General features: G+C 60.7%; 16 protein-coding genes. 3 read left to right on the top strand and 13 right to left on the bottom strand.

All coding sequences use genetic code 11. From position 1 onward, the window contains the following. Window positions 1–6 precede the first annotated feature (6 nt). The 13 genes from KF814_16185 to KF814_16125 form a co-directional block, all read right to left on the bottom strand. On the bottom strand, window positions 7–1611 hold the full coding sequence (locus KF814_16185; protein MBX3237685.1) for a methylcrotonoyl-CoA carboxylase: 1605 nt from the start codon (window positions 1609–1611) through the stop codon (window positions 7–9). 6 nt (window positions 1612–1617) lie between these two features. Next, a complete protein-coding gene (locus tag KF814_16180; GenBank protein MBX3237684.1) occupies window positions 1618–2025 on the bottom strand; it encodes a cobalamin B12-binding domain-containing protein in 408 nt (135 codons plus the stop codon). Next, window positions 2016–2864, bottom strand: coding sequence for an MBL fold metallo-hydrolase (locus KF814_16175; protein MBX3237683.1), 849 nt, complete (start codon window positions 2862–2864; stop codon window positions 2016–2018). Before KF814_16175 ends, KF814_16180 begins: the two co-directional genes overlap by 10 nt. A 90-nt stretch (window positions 2865–2954) precedes the next feature. Continuing rightward, a complete protein-coding gene (locus KF814_16170) occupies window positions 2955–4550 on the bottom strand; it encodes a methylmalonyl-CoA mutase family protein (GenBank protein MBX3237682.1) in 1596 nt (531 codons plus the stop codon). Between the two features lie 41 nt (window positions 4551–4591). Continuing rightward, entirely contained in the window at window positions 4592–5449 is an 858-nt protein-coding gene (locus KF814_16165; GenBank protein ID MBX3237681.1) for a 3-hydroxybutyryl-CoA dehydrogenase, read from the bottom strand. Between the two features lie 99 nt (window positions 5450–5548). Next, window positions 5549–6691, bottom strand: a complete 1143-nt coding sequence (locus KF814_16160) for an acetyl-CoA C-acyltransferase (GenBank protein ID MBX3237680.1) — start codon at window positions 6689–6691, stop codon at window positions 5549–5551. A gap of 44 nt (window positions 6692–6735) precedes the next feature. Further along, window positions 6736–7878, bottom strand: a complete 1143-nt coding sequence (locus tag KF814_16155; protein MBX3237679.1) for a 2-oxo acid dehydrogenase subunit E2 — start codon at window positions 7876–7878, stop codon at window positions 6736–6738. A gap of 64 nt (window positions 7879–7942) precedes the next feature. Beyond that, a complete protein-coding gene (locus KF814_16150) occupies window positions 7943–8938 on the bottom strand; it encodes an alpha-ketoacid dehydrogenase subunit beta (GenBank protein MBX3237678.1) in 996 nt (331 codons plus the stop codon). Window positions 8939–8964: 26 nt separating this feature from the next. After that, a complete protein-coding gene (locus KF814_16145; protein MBX3237677.1) occupies window positions 8965–9963 on the bottom strand; it encodes a thiamine pyrophosphate-dependent dehydrogenase E1 component subunit alpha in 999 nt (332 codons plus the stop codon). A 26-nt stretch (window positions 9964–9989) separates the two neighbouring features. Then, on the bottom strand, window positions 9990–10742 hold the full coding sequence (locus KF814_16140) for a hypothetical protein (GenBank protein MBX3237676.1): 753 nt from the start codon (window positions 10740–10742) through the stop codon (window positions 9990–9992). Window positions 10743–10760: 18 nt separating this feature from the next. Continuing rightward, window positions 10761–11750, bottom strand: a complete 990-nt coding sequence (locus KF814_16135; protein ID MBX3237675.1) for a fumarylacetoacetate hydrolase family protein — start codon at window positions 11748–11750, stop codon at window positions 10761–10763. Further along, entirely contained in the window at window positions 11747–12856 is a 1110-nt protein-coding gene (locus KF814_16130) for a homogentisate 1,2-dioxygenase (protein MBX3237674.1), read from the bottom strand. The genes KF814_16135 and KF814_16130 overlap by 4 nt, the downstream gene beginning before the upstream one ends. A 35-nt stretch (window positions 12857–12891) precedes the next feature. Continuing rightward, a complete protein-coding gene (locus KF814_16125; protein ID MBX3237673.1) occupies window positions 12892–13479 on the bottom strand; it encodes a VOC family protein in 588 nt (195 codons plus the stop codon). A 317-nt stretch (window positions 13480–13796) separates the two neighbouring features. Between KF814_16125 and KF814_16120 the strand changes: the two genes are divergently transcribed. The 3 genes from KF814_16120 to KF814_16110 are packed head-to-tail and all read left to right on the top strand — an operon-like array spanning window position 13797 to window position 16939. After that, complete coding sequence (locus tag KF814_16120) at window positions 13797–14528, top strand: iron-containing redox enzyme family protein (protein ID MBX3237672.1); 732 nt, start codon at window positions 13797–13799, stop codon at window positions 14526–14528. A 49-nt stretch (window positions 14529–14577) separates the two neighbouring features. After that, window positions 14578–15576, top strand: coding sequence for a hypothetical protein (locus KF814_16115; protein MBX3237671.1), 999 nt, complete (start codon window positions 14578–14580; stop codon window positions 15574–15576). Continuing rightward, window positions 15536–16939, top strand: a complete 1404-nt coding sequence (locus KF814_16110) for a tryptophanase (GenBank protein ID MBX3237670.1) — start codon at window positions 15536–15538, stop codon at window positions 16937–16939. Before KF814_16115 ends, KF814_16110 begins: the two co-directional genes overlap by 41 nt. Window positions 16940–16948: the final 9 nt, after the last annotated feature.

Here is a 16948-nt window from a genome sequence, read left to right as displayed (position 1 = left end):
GATCCCTCACATGCGAAAGACAGGTGCCTGCGACCCGCGCATCGGAGTGGTCGGGGCCACGTTCAAACATAGGCCGATGATGCGCCTCGTCTCCAGAGGATCGATGATCCCGTCGTCCCAGAGACGGGCGGTGCTGAAATAGGCGCTGCTTTCTTGTTCGTACTGAGCCAGGGTGGCCTCGCGCAGCTTGCGTTGTTCCTCAATCGAGAAGGCGGCTTGCTCACGGGTTCGCTGCTGCTGCTTGACGGTCACCAGCACTTCGGCCGCCTGTTGCGCTCCCATCACGGAGGTCCTGGCATTCGGCCATAGGAATAGGAATCGAGGACCATAGCCGCGTCCGCACATGGCATAGTTTCCCGCTCCATGAGAGGCCCCGATGATGACGGTGAATTTCGGGACGTCCGCGGTCGCGACGGCCTGCACCATTTTGGCCCCGTCCTTGATGATTCCACGGGCTTCGTAGTCCTTCCCGACCATGAACCCGGTGATGTTCTGCAGGAACACGAGCGGCAGGCGCCGTTGGTTGCACAACTGGACGAAATGCGCACCCTTCAAGGCAGCTTCAGACAACAGCACTCCGTTGTTGGCGACGATCCCGACCTGATGCCCCACCCAGCGGGCAAACCCGCAAACCAGGGTACGGCCGTATCGAGCCTTGAATTCGTGGAATCGGCTTCCGTCCACAAGCCGGGCAATGACCTCCCGCACGTCGAAGGTCTGGCGAGGGTTGCTCGGGATCAGCCCGTAGAGATCGCGAGCCTGGTAGCAAGGTTCCTCGATCGGCTCTGGTTTTCGCGTTGGCGGCCGCCGAGGCAATGTCTCCACGATCGAACGGCAGATGTCCAATGCATCCTGATCGTTCTCGGCGAGATGATCGCTGACGCCGGAGAGCCTGGTGTGGAGGTCGGCTCCGCCGAGTTCTTCGGCCGTCACGTCTTCGCCGGTGGCCGCCTTAACCAGCGGCGGACCTCCCAGATAAATCGTACCGGTCCCCTTCACGATGACGTTTTCGTCGCACATCGCCGGAACGTAGGCGCCGCCTGCCGTACACATGCCCATCACCACCGCGATCTGAGGAATGCCGAGCGCGGACAGGCGCGCCTGGTTGTAAAAGATGCGCCCGAAGTGGTCCTTGTCGGCGAAGACCTCCGCCTGCAGGGGGAGGAAGATTCCTCCGGAATCGACCAGATAGATCGCCGGCAAGCGATTCTCCAATGCGATCTCCTGGGCTCGCAGGTGCTTCTTGATCGTGATCGGAAAGTACGTGCCGCCCTTGACGGTCGCGTCGTTCGCGGCGATGAGGCAGGGCCGACCGGACACATAGCCGATGCCGGTGATCAGACCTCCGGCTGCGACCTGCTCGTCGTGGGTCCCCGTGGCGGCGAGGGGACTCAACTCCAACCAAGGCCTATTCGGATCGAGCAACGCCGTGATGCGTTCGCGGGCGGTCAGCTTACCGCGCTGTTTGTGCAACGTGACGGCCTCGGCAGGCCCTCCCGCCCTTGCAAGGGCAAGATGCTTCCGGAGGTCCGCGATCAGTCCTTCATAGTGAAGCCGGTTTGCGGCGAAGTCATCGCCGGTGCCGACCACGGCGGTAGAAAGGGTACGCATGGTCCCTCAGTCGCGCGGTTGAAGTTCTTTGACGAACTCGACGATGTCTTGCATGGCAGTGCCAGGCCTAAAGAGCGCTTTGACCCCTGCTGCTTTGAGCCCCGGCATGTCCTCATCCGGAATGATCCCGCCCCCAAACAACACGATGTCTTCCGCGCCCTGGTCTTTCAGTAATTCCAGCACCCGAAGAAACAGCGTATTGTGGGCTCCGGAGAGAATGCTCAGGCCGATGGCATCCACGTCCTCCTGAATGGCCGTGCTGACCACGACTTCCGGCATCTGGTGCAGTCCCGTGTAAATGACTTCCATCCCGGCGTCCCGTAGCGCGCGGGCAATGAGCTTCACGCCGCGGTCATGCCCGTCGAGTCCGACCTTGCCGATCAGGATGCGAAGTGGCTTCGTCGCTACTGCCATATGTTCACCTTCTGGAGCAGGTACTTGCCGTCGTGATCCTTCATGACCAGCCCAGCCTGGATCTGCGGGTCGTGCTCGAACAACAACAGCCAGCGTTCCTCGGCGGCGCGATCCAACAGCCGGCGCTTGGCCTCCAGGGTTTGGATCGGGAAGAGGTCGTAACCCATGATGTAGGGGAGCGGAAGGTGAGACGCGGTGGGAATCAAGTCCCCGAGGAAGAAGGCCACCTGTCCTTGCGATTCGATCCTGACGCCTTGATGGTAGCGAGTATGGCCGGCTGTGACGACGGCGGTGATCCCCGGGGCGATCTCGGTGTCGCCATCCAGGAATTCCCACTGATTCAGCTGGGCGATCGGCGAGAAATTCTCGGAGCGATAACTGGCCTTGGTCCGTTCGTTCGCGCCGGCCGCATCTTCGAACTCGCCGCGCTGGACGACGTAGCGGGCTTTGGGGAACGTCGGGTTCAACGCTCCGTTGTCCCCCCTCAGGGTATTGCCGCCCGCGTGGTCGAAATGGAGATGGGTATTGATCACCAGATGGATGTCGTCCGGACCGACTCCAAGCCGCTTCAAGGATTCCAGTAATGTCGGGGTCCGCTCAACGGCGAACATCCGGTGAAATCGTTCGTCTTCCTTCGGCCCCAGCCCCGTGTCCACCAGGATGTTCCGGCCTCTCGCGCGAATCAGCAGGCAAGTGAGGCTGAGAGGGATGCGGTTCAATCCGTCGGCTTCGCAACAGCGTTCCCACAGTACTTTGGGAACGACCCCGAACATGGCTCCTCCATCGAGCCGGAACCGGCCGTCGGAGACCGGGTAGATGTCGTAGCCGCCGAGCTTCATCTCATCACCAAGCAATAGACGTTAGGTTTCAGTGGCCGGCTTGCGTGTCTCCCTCGATACTTCCCGCTGAGAGCTGATTGCCGAAATCGGCTACAGCACCACCGGCTCCCGATACGTCCCGAACACTTCCTGGAGCGCCGAACAAATCTCGCCCAGCGTGGCCTTGGCCTTCACCGACGCAACCAAGTACGGCATGACGTTCTCGCTGCAGGAAGCGGCTTCCTGCAGTTCCTCGATCGCTCCCGCCATTCTGAACGGATCGCGCGATTTCCGGAGATCGGCGAGCTGTGCGATTTGCCGCTGTTCGACGTCCGGGCCGACCTTGAGGATCGGTATGGGTCTCGCGCCCGATTCGACATACTCGTTGATGCCCACGATGACCCGCTCTTTCTGCTCCACTTCGCGCTGATACCGCTGCGATGTGTCGAGGATCTCCCGTTGCGGATAGCCGCTTTCGATCGCCTTCACCATCCCGCCGAATTCATCCAGCCGGCGGAAGTAGTCCTGCGCTCCGTCCTCCAGCCGGTTGGTCAGCGCCTCGACATAATAGGAGCCGCCCAGCGGGTCCACGCAGTTCGCAACCTCGCTCTCCTGAGCAAGGACTTGCTGTGTTCGGAGCGCCAGCTTCACCGCGTCCTCCGACGGCAGCGCGAGGGTTTCGTCCATGGAATTGGTGTGCAGTGACTGCACACCGCCGAGCACGGCCGCAAGTGCTTGAACCGTGGTGCGGACCACATTGTTCATCGGTTGCTGTGCGGTCAACGAACAGCCGGCGGTCTGGGCATGGCAGCGAAGCTGGACCGACCTCGGATCGCTTGGACGGTGGCGGCGTGTCATCTCGCGGGCCCAGAGCCGGCGCGCCGCCCGGAACTTGGCGATCTCCTCGAAAAAGTCGTTATGAGCGTTGAAAAAGAACGATAACTGGGGCGCGAAATTGTCGACCGCCAGCCCGGCCTTCACCGCTGCATCGACATAGGTCAGGCCGTCATAGAGCGTGAAGGCCAGTTCCTGCACGGCGTTCGATCCTGCCTCGCGGATGTGGTAGCCGCTGATGCTGATCGGATGCCATTTGGGAACCTGCTTGACGCAGTACGCGATGAGATCCGTGATGAGGCGAAGGGAAGGGGTCGGAGGAAAGAGCCACTCTTTCTGCGCGATGTATTCCTTTAGAATGTCGTTCTGTAGAGTCCCGCCGAGCCGCTCGATGGGAATACCCCGCTTTTCGGCGACGGCCACATACATCGCGAAGAGCACCGCGGCCGGGCCATTGATGGTCATGGACGTGGTGATGCCATCGAGGGGAATATCCTTGAACAGGCGATCCATATCCGCCAGCGACGAGATCGCCACGCCGCAGTGACCGACCTCGCCGTGGGCACGGGGATCGTCGGCGTCGATGCCCATCAGCGTCGGCATGTCGAATGCCACGCTCAGTCCGGTCTGTCCCTGTTCCAGGAGGTATTGGAATCGTCGATTGGTGTCCTCGGGCGAGCCGAATCCGGCAAACTGGCGCATCGTCCAGAGTCGGCTCCGGTACATGGAGGGATACACGCCTCGCGTGTAGGGAAATTCTCCCGGAGCCCCGAGATCCTTCTCAGGCGACCAGTCTTTGAGGTCGTGGTCCGTATACAGGCGATTGATTTCGAGACCCGACAGGGTGCTGAATCGAGATCGACGTTCCTGCATGGTCTCCCCCGCGGAGACAGAAGCCGGCGACGATGAGGTCATCAGCGTCTTGCTTGCGCCGAGAATTGAGGGCTGCCGGCTTCCTGCTCCCGATAGTCGTAAAAGCCACGGCCCGTTTTACGCCCCAGCCAGCCCGCTTCGACGTATCGACGAAGCAGGGGAGCGGCGCGAAATTTGGGATCACCGAGGTCTCTGAGCAACACGTCGCAGATGGCAAGGACCGTATCCAATCCGATGCGGTCGGCCAGCGCCAGGGGCCCCACCGGATGGTTCGCGCCGGTCCTCATGGCGAGATCGATATCTTCGGCTGACGCGACGCCTTCTTCGAACGCGAACACGGCTTCATTGATCATGGGCATGAGGACCCGGTTGACGATGAATCCCGGCACGTCTTTGGCCACGACGGAAATTTTCCCGAGCCGCTTCACGAAGTCGAGCGCCACGGCCATCGTCTCATCGGAGGTCTCGAGACCGCGGACGATCTCCACCAATTGCATCACCGGCGCAGGGTTCATGAAGTGCAGCCCGACTACACGTCCCGACCGCCCGGAGGCCGAGCCCAGTTTCGTGATCGAGATGGAGGATGTGTTGCTGGCCAGGACGGTTTGCGGCCGACAGAGGGAGTGCAGTGCGGCGAAGAGTTTCTCTTTGCGCAGGAGGTCTTCCGGAATCGCCTCGATGACGAGCTGGGCTTCCTGCAACCGCTCGAGCTGTGTGGTCGGATGGATCGATGCCATGACGCTATCGGCCTGCCGGTGACCGAGGCCGCCCCGTTCGATGGCCTTGTCCACGGCGGCCTGCATTTTGACGAGAGCTTCCCCGAGGAGCGCTTCCGTCACGTCGACGAGCAGCACGTCAAACCCGGCTGCGGCGCAGACCTGGCTGATGCCGCGGCCCATTTGACCTGCTCCGACGATGCCGATGGTCCTGATGTCCGGCGTCACATTCGCCTCGTGATGCGTCGGGTGAGACCGGTAGAACCGATCACTCCTTGCCGATCACCCGTCCCGTTCGACAATAATCGCCAAGGCTTCACCGCCCCCGATGCAAAGGCTGGCTAACCCTCGACGGACTCCCCGGGCTGCCATCGCGGAAAGCAGGGTTGTCAGGATGCGCGCTCCGGTCGCGCCAATGGGGTGCCCCAGTGCAACGGCGCCGCCGTGCACGTTGACGGTTTTTTCATCAAGCCCCAACTCCCGATTGACGGCCAGCGAGACGGCGGAAAACGCTTCATTGATTTCAAACAGGTCGATCTCTCCGACCGAGAGCCCCGTCTTCTTGAGCACGAGCTTGATGGCTTCCACGGGCGCAATCGTGAACCATTCGGGAGCCAGCGCCGCGCCGGCGTATCCAACGATGCGGGCCAGCGGAGCGAGCCCGAGCTGGGCGGCTTTGTGCTCCGACATGACTACCAATGCGGCAGCCCCGTCATTGCAGGAAGGCGAGTTGCCGACGGTCAGCACGCCGTCATCCTGGAAGACCGGCTTGAGCTCGCGTAGCTTCCCGAGATCCACGCGATTCGGTTCCTCGTCGACCGACATGACGAGCGGCGCCCCCTTTCGCTGCGGCACCGCCACCGGCACGATCTCCCGGGCGAAGGCCCCCATCGCCATCGCGGCTCTGGCGCGGCGGTAACTTTCCAACGCAAAGTCGTCCACCTCTTGCCTGGTCAATTGGTATCGAGCGGCGCAGCGTTCCCCCCCGATGCCCATGTGGAATTGGTTGTACACGTCCCACAGGCCGTCTTTAATCAAGCTGTCCACCAGCTCAGCATGTCCCAACCGATACCCCTGTCGCGCCTTCTCCAACAGGTAGGGTGCCCGTGTCATATTCTCCATGCCGCCTGCCACAACAACGCCGGCCTCGCCCAGCGCGATCGCCTGGGCTGCCATGATGACGGTCTTCAGGCTGGAGCCGCAGACCTTGTTGACTGTCGTGGCGCCGACCGAACTGGGAATGCCGGCGCCGATGGAAGCTTGCCTGGCCGGCGCTTGCCCCAGTCCTGCGGTCAGTACGCAACCCATCAAGACCTCGTCCACCTGTTCCGGCGCGAGATGGATCCGCTTCAACGCCTCGGCGATGGCGATACTGCCCAGCTTGGTAGCAGGCACGGAGCTGAACATACCGTTGAAACTGCCCATCGGTGTTCGCGCTGCGCTCACGATGACCACCCGTTCTGTTCTGCTCACAGCTGCTTCTCCCAATCGCTCTGCTCAAGACGTGTTTTGACCTTGGCCATGAACCGGTCGGCCGTCGCACCGTCGATCACACGATGATCGAAGGATAGGCTCAAGTATCCCATCGGTCTGATCGCGATGGCGTCATTGATTACCACGGCCCGCTTCTGGATGGCGCCGACCCCGAGGATGGCGATCTGTGGTTGGTGGATGATCGGTGCGCTGAAAAGACTGCCGAACCCTCCGTGATTGGTGATCGTGAAGGTCCCTCCCTGCGTTTCGTCTGGCTGCAACTGTTTGGACCGCGCCCGTTCCGCCAGATCCGCCACGGCATCCGCCAGTTCTTTCACCCCCTTGCGGTCTGCATGTCTGACTACCGGCACCAGCAGTCCGTCGTCCAAGGCCGTCGCGATTCCGACATGGATGTCCTTTTTGAGGATGATACCGTCGTCTCTCCATGAGGAGTTCAGGAGCGGCACGTCGTGGAGGCTTTGGCCCACGGCTCGAATGACGAAAGGCAGGTACGTCAAGCTGTGCCCGTCTCGGACCTTCGCGACGTGCGAGAAGTCGGCTTCGAACACCGTGGTTACGTGGGCTGCCGTGTGACGACTGTTCACCATTCGTTCGGCGATCGTCCTTCGCATGGGCGTCAAAGGCAGGACTTCGTCGTCGGCTGCCTTCGGTGGCGAGGGTCGGCTTTGATCGGTCGAAGATGCATGAGCGGCGACGAAATCCAGCACATCTTTCTTGGTGACTCGTCCGCCGGTCCCGCTTCCCTTTAGCTGAGCGAGGTCCACCCCATGTTCCTTTGCCAACTGGCGAACAGCCGGTGAGTGGTGTTCAGGGCTTCCAGTCATCCCTGCCGCTTGACGGACCACGACGCCACCGACCCGGTTGATCACCTCGCTCGGGGGGGCGCTGTCGATCCGTGCCAGCAGAGTGCCGACCGGAACGGTGGCTCCCTGTTTCACCAGGACCTCGGTCAATCGGCCCGTCGCCGGTGAGGGAATCTCCAGCGTCACCTTTTCGGTTTCCACCTCGAGCAGCGGCTGGTCTTTCTGGACGAGGTCTCCCACCGGGAACAGCCATTTGACGACGGTGCCTTCGGCGATGCTTTCTCCAAGCTGAGGCATGATGATTTCGGTCGCCATTGGAGCCTCGTCGGACGTCAGCTGTCAGACGTGAAACGGCAAATGAGGATGCGTCCCTCGATCTTCAATACGCTGCCAATTTATGGGCGGCCGCGACGATGTCGCTCGTCTTCGGCAGAAAATACTCTTCCAACGGCGTGCTGAACGGGATCGGCGTATCCGGCGCCGCGATTCGCACGATCGGCCCGTCCAAACAGTCGAAGCAGTCTTCGGCCAATCGCGCGGCGATTTCGGCCCCGATTCCGCCGGTCTTGTTGTCCTCATGCAGCAGGATGGCCTTGCTGGTCTTGCGCACCGAGTGGTAGATCGTCTCCCCGTCGAGGGGGATCAGCGTGCGCAGATCGATCACTTCCACGTCGATGCCGTCCTTGGCCAAGAGTTGGGCCGCCTCCAGCGCCAGGTGCACCATGGCGCCATAGGTGATGACGGAGAGGTCGGTGCCAGATCGCTTGATATCGGCCTGGCCGATCGGGACCACGTAATCCTCAGCCGGCAGGGCGGCCTTGATCCGCCGATAGAGAAACTTGTGTTCGAAATAAATGACCGGGTTGGGGTCGCGGATCGCTGCCTTCAGGAGACCCTTGGCATCGTAGGGAGTGGACGGAGCCACCAGCTTCAATCCGGGTGAATGGAAGAACCAGCCTTCTGGACATTCCGAATGGAAGGGGCCGCCGTGGACACCGCCTCCGAACGGCGCGCGGATCACCATCGGCACGGCCGCTCCCCAGCGGTAGTGATTTTTTGCCGCAACCTCGGTGATCTGGTCGAAGGCGCAGGAGATGAAGTCGGCGAACTGCATTTCCACCACCGGACGCAGACCCATCATCGCCGCGCCGATGGCGGCTCCCACGAACCCGGATTCCGCCAAGGGCGTGTCGATCACCCGCCATTCCCCGTACTTCTGGAGAAAGCCCTCGGTAATCTTGAAGGCCCCGCCGTAGATGCCGATGTCCTCGCCCAAGAGAAAGACCCGCTCGTCGCGCGTCATTTCTTCGTCCAGGGCTTGGGAGATCGCTTCCAGGTAGGTCACTTCGCCGGTAGCTGCCGCCGTCGTCGTCATGGGTACTCCTTCCCGAGCCGGGCCGGTTAATGGCTTTCCGCTGTGTCTGCGAAGACTCCCTCCAGCACTTCGGGGCCATCAGGCAGCGGGCTGTGCTCGGCGAACTCAAGGCCGGCCTCTATGTCTTTCTTCGCCCGCTCTTCCACATCGTGAAAGTACGACTCATTGCCGTACCCAAGCTCCGTGAGCAACCGTTCCGCTTTGAGGATCGGATCTTTCTTCTTCCATTCCTCCAGCAACTCACGGGGCACATACTTGGCGGGGTCGTGTTCCGAATGGCCGTGCATCCGCATCGTTTTGAATTCGAGAAACGTTGGGCCCCCACCGGAACGCGCCTGGGCAATCGCCTGCTTGGATGACAGATACACTGCGGCGACGTCGTTCCCGTCCACGATTTCTCCCGGCATGCCGTAGGCCTTGGCCCGCTCCACGACATCGGTGATCGCCATCTGCAGCCGCATGGGCGTCGAATAGGCGTACTGGTTGTTGGTGCAGAAGAACACGACCGGCAACTTGCGCACCGCTGCAAAGTTCATTGCCTCGTGGAAATCGCCGCGGCTGGAACCTCCGTCGCCGGTACCGGCAATGGCGACCCGCGATTCCCCTCGGATCTTGAACGCGAGCGCGAGGCCGGTCGCAACCGGCATGTTGTCGGCCAGATGGCTGACGAAGCCGATGACGCCACGTTTCAAATCCCCCATGTGCACGTTGCCGTCCTTGCCTTTGGTCGGGCCGGTGCGCTTTCCCAGATATTGCGCGATGATTTCGCCCGGAGAGAATCCCCGGATCAGGAAGGCGCCCATGTCCCGATGGAACGGCGCGATCACGTCATCGCGCTCGAGCGCGGATGCATAGCCCACGGCGATGGCTTCCATGCCGTGGCTCGTATAGACGCCGCCGACGATGCGCCCCTGACGATAGAGGGCCGTGATGCGGTCTTCCAGTGATCGGGTGAGCCGGAGGTAGTAGTACATCTGCAGGAGATCTGCTCGCTTGATGGCTTTCGTCGCCTCTGCCAAGTCCATAGGCGCCTCCTCGCAGGGTAGCAGGATCAGAGTTCGGGCATATCTCTCCAGGCTAACAGGGGCTTCAGCGCCCGGCATGGCGGACACTGAGCCGGTTCCCATTGGGGCATGTCGAGATCCGTCGTGTAGTAAAACGGGTATTGCGTCGTGAGCTCTTTCATGAGCGGGAACTGACCGCTGTCGCGACGCGCGAAGACCATCATGCCGACGAGCTGGCCGCCCTGATCTGTCACGACCTTGCCGAGCTTGCCGACGCAATTCCCCCGCGTCGTGACGTCGTTGAGCGCCACAAACCGTTCGCCCTTGTGTACTGTGCCGACAGCAATGTCGGTCCCGATGCGTCCAGTTTCGTGACTGTAGGGTGTGAGGGTTACGCGCAGGGGCATCGTGTGGCGCAGTTCCTCCGCGATCCCATGGGCGAGAGACTGCGCAGCAGAGGCGGTGGTCAGGATGCCGGTCGGCGGCGCCTGACGGAATGCCCGCCGGATCCAGTCGGCCATGTCGGCCGCCAGCAGCTTGATCAGATGGGGGTAACGGGCGATCGAGTCAAACCGAAGGTAGGTCGCGGTGTGATGACCCGACACCACCTCCACGTGGGTGTCGAAGTAGACGCAGCGGGAGGTGTGCAAGATCCTGAGGATTTCCCAGCCGCTCAGCTTGGTCTCGGAGCCGTCACGAATGATCGCTTCCAGCTTGCTGTCGAACGCCGGATCATCGTAGATCTCACGCTGCTGTTGCACCAGCTCGGCGAGAGCCCGTTCATCGAGGATGAGGCTCATGATCCGACCTCGTTGCGGCTAGTGGGACGAAACGCCCACCACCCTGGTTGTCAGCACCCCGATCGGTTGAATTTCCAATTGCACCACATCGCCTGGCTTCAAGTAGCGGTCCAGTTCGAGCCCACATCCCCCGCCCACGGTTCCCGAGCCGAACAGGTCTCCAGGATAGATCGACTCACCGCGGGACACGTGTGCGATCATCTGCGGGAAGGACCAATGGATCGTGCCGAATCGCCCGCGCGACCATTCTTCTCCGTTGACCCGCGCCACCATCGTCAGCCTGCTCAGGTCAGGGATTTCATCCGGCGTGACGAGGCAGGGTCCGATGGCGGTCGCAAAATCCTTTCCCTTCGCCGGGCCCAGCCGGCAGGCCATTTCCTGAAATTGGATATCCCGGGCGCTGAAGTCGTTCATGATCGTGTAGCCGGCGACGTAGTTCGGCGCGTCCTGTTCGGCGATATCCTTTCCCTTCCGACCGATGACACAGGCTAGTTCCAGCTCATAGTCCAGCTTCGTCGTGTCGAGCGGCCAGGCCAGGTCCTGTTCAGGACCGATAATCGTGCGGGGGTTGCCCTTATAGTAGACCGGCATCTTGTACCATTCCGGCGGAATCGGCTGGCCTCGCCGCGTCGATGTCGCGGCGATGTGTTCTTCGAAGGCGATAAAGTCGCGGAGCGAGGGTGGATTCGGCAATGGCGGAGCCAGTCGCACGGAGGTCGGAGAATAAAACACAGCCTCTCCCTCCGGACCCTCGGTGGTGGAGCCCAGCGTACTCACATGTTCCACGGCCTTCCGCGCCGCGGCCATCGCGGAGGGGCCGCCTTCAAGAAACTCCAGCATGGTGGCCGGAACGTGAGCGTCGGCCAGTCGCCGAGGCTGGGTTTCACATTCGTCCGCCAGCAGCCGCGCATATGCCATGTTGAGGTCCACGAATGCCCCATTGTGCATGGCTCCCACACGCGCGAAGTTTCCCACCGGAGTGCGCACCTGGAACGTGACCAATTTCATGGCCTGCTCCAACTCAAGGCGTAGCCGTCGATCTCCGCGGCCTCTAGCTCAGGTGTCACCATGAACGGGCTCTTGGATTCGATCATGACGGCGATCTCGTTCGTATGGGTCTTTCCTTTGCTGGCCTGGACGGCTTGCGGCTGCGGGCCGTGATGGATGCCTTGCGGGTGTAGCGTCAACATGCCTGGTTGAATGCCGGCGCGACTGAAGAATTCTCCGTCGTGATAGAACAGCACCTCGTCATAGTCCATGTTTCGATGGTAGAACGGCACGCGCAACGCGTCCGGATCGCTTTCGAGCGGCCGCGGAACGAATGTCGAAATCAGGCAGCCTCCCGCCTGGAATGTCCCGTGAACGCTGGGCGGCAAGTGATACCGAGGGCTGGTGACCGGTCGGATGTCCCGTACATTCAGCTTGGCCGCCCAGAGATCGCCTTTCCAGCCGACCACGTCCATCGGATAGAAGGGATAAAACACCCTGGTGTATTCGTTGTGGCGTTTGATGGCCACTTCCCATTCGCAACCCTCGAGGTCCGGAGCATCTCCCATGCCCAGCTCCGGGGCGGCAATCACCCCTTTATCGAAGAGGGCGTGCTGTCCAAGCGGCCCCCGCTCCGGCAAGGCCACTGCCGTCGGCGTCTCAATGATCAAGAGCAATGAAGGACCGGCGTCCACATGGATGCGGTAGGTGGTGCCTTTGGGAATCAGCAGATAGTCGCCCGGTTCATAGTGCAGCGTGCCGTAATCAGTCTCGCAACGTCCCGTGCCTTGGTGGACGAAGTGCACCTCATCGCCGTCTGCGTTCCGGATGAAGTGCGGCATGCTGTCGAGCCGGCACCAAGCAGAAAGCACTGCGTCCCGGCTCTGCATGATGGGGATGGGAAGGTTGGAGCGGGTCGGGGAATCCGTTCCGCGAATCTTACGGTAGGCAAAGGCGCGCGGTTTGAGCGGCCCCTCGATCCTGACCCAGGCCGTCGGGGGATGCGTTCGATAGAGGTGCGAGACCGCCCCCGCGAACCCTTCCCGTCCATGCTCTTCTTCGCAGAGTCCCTCGGGGATCCCGACGTGGGCCTGGTGAGGCGCCTTGCCCTTCTTTGTGAGATACATGGCCGACCCCCCTTGCCGGAGGCGCGATGTGATCGTCAGGACGCGTGCTTCAACGGTCTGCGCTTTTTCGGAGCAGCGGGCGAGCCGTAATCGATGATCGTGCGCTCGACGCCCAGTGCCTGATCCCGCTCAATGTCTCGATAGAGGGATTCGACGGTGCTGCGGACAAACGTTTGGGATTTTTCTCCGCCCTGTTCCCGCTGCGTGAGCTCGATAAAAAGCCCGCTGGCCGGAAAGAGCGGGTACGTGAATCGTTGCTTGAGCGGCCCGAAACCGTCTCGCCCTTCTTTCAGCGGGCCGCTGAATTTGACGCCGTGCTCCTCCCACTCACGGCACACGGCTTCGATGTCTTCCACCTCGAGCGCGAAGTGCTGGACGCCCTGCCCGAACCGGCCGATGAATTCGTTGATCTGGGAGCGCAACACCTTGTCGCGGCCCTGCATGAGCGCGATCCGGGCGGTTCCCCGCTGCACGACCACCGTATCCATCGAGGATTTCTCGCTGCCGACATCGCGCGCCGACCACAAGAGATCGAAGCCCAGCACTTTGGTGAAAAGGAACTCCGCTGCATCGAGATTCTCCACGCAGAGAGTGATGTGATCGATCCCGGTTGTGACGTGCATGGCGAAGCCTCCTCTGCTTGCGGGACGGGAGTGAGGAGCGATCTGCCGAGGGATCCGAGTCTTCGACTCTTGCCAATAGGCAAAAGATAACATAAGAGAAATATCAAATGATAGGGCGAAAATATTATTTATGGTCATGGAGGAGGTCTGGCGGCCATGTGCTCGTGCCATGAGTGGAGGAAAGCATTATAGATAAAGATGGATAAGAGGAGACTGCCTATTGATATGGCAATAACAAAACTATATCATTCCGATTCAGAGTCGTACTCGCGCTGAAAGACCGCCGGGATATATCGACCAGGAATCGGGAGGTGCCCATGAGCTTTTATCAAGACATGCGGAACCTGGTGCTTCGCCACGGAGCCATCAATAATTCCTATCTCGACCGGTTTGGCCTCGGGGATCTCAGCGACAGTGAGCTCAAAGAGTTCGCTGTGGAGTTTTACAGCTTTGCCCGGTTCTTTCCCCGCATTCTGGTGGCGCAGCTTGTGAACACCGAGGATGAACAGGTAGCGGATGAACTGACCAAGGTGCTGTATTCAGAGCTGGGCGACGGCGAGGCTCGACGGCGTCACGAGTTGCTCTATCGAGATTTTCTGCGTTCCCTCGGCGTCGATATCCATGAGGCGATGACGAGTCCGATGCTGCCTTCCACCCGCGCATACATCGAAGGGATGGAACGGCTCTACAGCGACGGCAATCATGCGTTGGCTCTGGGTGCCAGCTTCGGGCTGGAAAACATGGCCATCAGCATGTGGGATCAGTTGATCCCCGGCCTGACCCACGTGAAATTCACCCGCCATCCCAGCCTCGATCTGACCTATTTCACTTACCATCGTGAGCTCGAAGCGACGCACGAGGAGGCGATGGAACATGCCGTGGCGGCGGTTCAAGGAACGTCCAGCCTGAAGGCTGCCGATCAGGGGAACGAGGATTTTCGCAAGGGAGTCATAGCCGTCCTCGATTATCTCGAAGGGTTTTGGGTGGGGTTGGACCGGCGGCGGTCTCCGGACTTCACGCCACACGAGGTCCATCCGCACGCAGCCTGATATGGGGCGGTCGGTACGCCACGAAAGCATGTGCTGAGAGGAGCGAGGAATGGCAGAGATTGCTTCCTATTTTGATGCGATCAAGGAGCGGTACGAACTTACCAGCGATTACGCGCTGGCCGGAAAGCTTGGCATTGCGCAACCCGAGGCGAATTTGATGCGGCGGGGCCTGAAGATCCCCAAGCCTGAACTCTGCATCAAGATGGCGAAGTTGCTGGACAAGAATCCCGTTGAGTTGCTGCTGATTGCGCAGAAGGATAAGGCTCCCAGGCAGGCGAAGGAATATTGGACGCTGGCGCTTACGGCAGTTGACGTGATGCTCCATGTCCCGAAATCCCCCAAATACATTCCGCGTAAGGTGGAAGCGATAGGTCGTGAACTGCGTCAGCTCGAGACCCAGACCCTTCTCTATGAAGGAGCCGAGGCGAACGCGGAGGCGGTTCGACTCGTTCAAACCGCGACCACTTCCATCGACGCCATCATGGAACGATGGAATATTTGGAAGAAAGGAGAAGCCCTCTATCCCAGTTATCTCCTGGCCAATCAAGGCGCCGTCAAACGCGGGGTCGCCATCCGACGTCTGTTGGTGCTCACGCGCGAGCAGATGCAGGAGGAGGGGGTCGTCGCGGATGCCGTTCAGGTCATGGACGACCAGCAACGTGCCGGCATCGCGATCTTCTTTGCATTTCGAGATGAACTGGAACGGGCGCCCGCGTTCCAACGGTTCGAAGAAGACTATCGACAGCAGGGCGCAGCCAGCGATTTGAACACCGCCTGTTTCGACCGCGAAATTCTCATCTTCTCCCGATCATACGGCCAGGTGCAGCTCGGCATGGTCGGGCCCATGACGCCGATCACGATGATCAATCAACTCGAGATCACCTGGAAGCCGGAACTGCTGCGTGACCTCGATCCTGCTCCGCTCTTCGACATGACCCGGTACGTCTTCGAATACGCCGGCCCAAAAGCCTTCAAGGCGGAATTGGCTCGTTTCCGGAGGTCATCCCATGAAATTTCCCTCGGAGCCGTTCAAGATCAAAGTCGTTGAGCCCATTCGATTGACTACAAGGGAGGAGCGAGAGCGTCTCCTGCGCCAAGCCGGTTACAATCTTTTTCGAGTTCCCGCCGAAAGCGTGTATGTAGACCTGCTGAGCGACAGCGGTACCTCGGCCATGAGCGACATGCAGTGGGCCGGGTTGATGCTTGGGGACGAGTCCTACGCCGGGAGCAAGAACTACTACCATTTCGAGGACACGGTCCGTTCGATCTTCGGCTATCGGCATGTGATCCCCACCCACCAAGGCCGCATGGCCGAACACCTGTTGTTTTCCACCGTCGTCAAGAGCGGCATGTGCGTGCCGAACAACATCCATTTCGACACCACCCGCGCCAACATCGAGCATCAGGGGGCCTATCCGCTCGACCTCGTGATTAAGGAAGCGTACGACCCTCACTGCGAGGTGCCGTTCAAGGGCAACATGGATTTGGTGCGACTGGAGGATACGATCGAGCATATCGGCCGGGAACGCATCCCGTTCGTCATGCTGACGATCACGAACAACAGCGGCGGTGGTCAGCCCGTGGCGATGGAGAATGTCCGTTGGACCAAAGCGTTGCTGGATCGATACGGTATTCCCCTCTTTTTCGATGCCTGCCGATTCGCCGAAAATTGTTTTTTCATCAAAGAGCGTGAGCCGGGGTATGCCGACAAATCCGTCCTGGAGATTGCCCGAGAACTCTTCTCGTACGGGGACGGCTGTACGATGTCGGCCAAGAAGGACGGGCTGGTGAACATCGGAGGGTTTCTGAGCCTCAACCATGACCGGTGGGCCGAGGACATTACCAACATGTTGATTCTGGTCGAAGGTTTCCCAACCTACGGGGGCCTCGCCGGCCGCGACTTGGAGGCGATGGCGCGCGGGTTGCGCGAGGTGCTGGACGAGGCCTATCTGAGTTTTCGGATCGGCCAGGTTCGGTATCTGGGTGAGATGCTGGAGCAGGCGGGCGTACCGATCCTCAAGCCCATCGGTGGCCATGCGGTGTATGTGAATGCCAAGGAGTTTCTCCCGCATCTCGAGCGTGAACAGTTTCCTGCCCAGTCGCTGGCCGTCGCGCTCTACCGAGAGTATGGCATTCGCGGCGTTGAAGTCGGCACGGTGATGTTCGGGAAAAAAGACCCTGCCACCGGCCGGACGATTCATCCCGAACTGGAATTGGTGCGGCTCGCGATTCCTCGACGGGTCTATACGAGCATGCAGATCGCGTACGTCGCTGAATCGATCGCCGAACTCTATCGGCAACGAGACCGTGTGCAGGGCTTGACCATGACGTACGAAGCACCGGTCTTGCGGCATTTCACCGCACGTTTTGAAGCGGTGCAACAACCGGCGGCACTGTGCCGCGCCACCTGAGGGGGGATA

Source organism: Nitrospiraceae bacterium (genome assembly GCA_019637075.1).
GTDB lineage: Bacteria > Nitrospirota > Nitrospiria > Nitrospirales > Nitrospiraceae > JAHBWI01.
The sequence above is the reverse complement of the archived record's forward strand: the minus strand, read 5'-3'. Positions and strand labels throughout refer to the sequence as shown.

Excerpts from the sequence above, each read along its gene's own strand:
- KF814_16125 (MBX3237673.1), bottom strand. The coding sequence starts at position 13,479 with ATGCACGTCACAACCGGGATCGATCACATCACTCTCTGCGTGGAGAAT.
- KF814_16140 (MBX3237676.1), bottom strand. The coding sequence starts at position 10,742 with ATGAGCCTCATCCTCGATGAACGGGCTCTCGCCGAGCTGGTGCAACAG.
- KF814_16170 (MBX3237682.1), bottom strand. The coding sequence starts at position 4,550 with ATGCAGGAACGTCGATCTCGATTCAGCACCCTGTCGGGTCTCGAAATC.
- KF814_16185 (MBX3237685.1), bottom strand. The coding sequence starts at position 1,611 with ATGCGTACCCTTTCTACCGCCGTGGTCGGCACCGGCGATGACTTCGCC.
- KF814_16165 (MBX3237681.1), bottom strand. The coding sequence starts at position 5,449 with ATGGGCCGCGGCATCAGCCAGGTCTGCGCCGCAGCCGGGTTTGACGTG.
- KF814_16150 (MBX3237678.1), bottom strand. The coding sequence starts at position 8,938 with ATGACGACGACGGCGGCAGCTACCGGCGAAGTGACCTACCTGGAAGCG.
- KF814_16160 (MBX3237680.1), bottom strand. The coding sequence starts at position 6,691 with ATGGGCAGTTTCAACGGTATGTTCAGCTCCGTGCCTGCTACCAAGCTG.
- KF814_16145 (MBX3237677.1), bottom strand. The coding sequence starts at position 9,963 with ATGGACTTGGCAGAGGCGACGAAAGCCATCAAGCGAGCAGATCTCCTG.
- KF814_16120 (MBX3237672.1), top strand. The coding sequence starts at position 13,797 with ATGAGCTTTTATCAAGACATGCGGAACCTGGTGCTTCGCCACGGAGCC.
- KF814_16155 (MBX3237679.1), bottom strand. The coding sequence starts at position 7,878 with ATGGCGACCGAAATCATCATGCCTCAGCTTGGAGAAAGCATCGCCGAA.
- KF814_16180 (MBX3237684.1), bottom strand. The coding sequence starts at position 2,025 with ATGGCAGTAGCGACGAAGCCACTTCGCATCCTGATCGGCAAGGTCGGA.
- KF814_16110 (MBX3237670.1), top strand. The coding sequence starts at position 15,536 with ATGAAATTTCCCTCGGAGCCGTTCAAGATCAAAGTCGTTGAGCCCATT.
- KF814_16130 (MBX3237674.1), bottom strand. The coding sequence starts at position 12,856 with ATGTATCTCACAAAGAAGGGCAAGGCGCCTCACCAGGCCCACGTCGGG.
- KF814_16135 (MBX3237675.1), bottom strand. The coding sequence starts at position 11,750 with ATGAAATTGGTCACGTTCCAGGTGCGCACTCCGGTGGGAAACTTCGCG.
- KF814_16115 (MBX3237671.1), top strand. The coding sequence starts at position 14,578 with ATGGCAGAGATTGCTTCCTATTTTGATGCGATCAAGGAGCGGTACGAA.
- KF814_16175 (MBX3237683.1), bottom strand. The coding sequence starts at position 2,864 with ATGAAGCTCGGCGGCTACGACATCTACCCGGTCTCCGACGGCCGGTTC.